Genomic DNA, 320 nt, shown 5'->3' with positions numbered 1-320 from the left:
GGCCTCGTGCAACTCACAACTTCCATTCACCCTTCGAGGTCTTCGCCGCGACCCTCGCATCAGCAAGTCAACCTCAAGGCTCTAAACATTAAACCCGCTGTTGCGCTTCACTCTTGAAACCGCCCTTGATCACGGCGACGCTTGAGCCTTCGCTCGCCGCCTTCACAAATAGCGGCAACCCGAGTTGCGCGACGATCTCCTGCGCACGCGCATCGTAATCGTCGCCGCGCATCACGGCCTCGAACGGCGGCGTCGGAATACCCAGTTGCTGCCACACAAGTTTCGCGCGGAACTTGTCCAGCCCGAGCGCCGAACCAAGC

At 60.3% G+C, this 320-nt stretch carries 1 pseudogene; it reads right to left on the bottom strand.

The features are described 5' to 3' along the window. Positions 1-124 precede the first annotated feature (124 nt). Positions 125-320: pseudogene (locus tag F6X37_RS36095) on the bottom strand (D-alanine--D-alanine ligase); the annotation flags it as partial.

Source organism: Paraburkholderia sp. 31.1 (assembly GCF_014397645.1).
GTDB classification, from domain to species: Bacteria; Pseudomonadota; Gammaproteobacteria; order Burkholderiales; family Burkholderiaceae; genus Paraburkholderia; species Paraburkholderia tuberum.
This window is presented reverse-complemented; position numbering and strand designations above follow the sequence as displayed.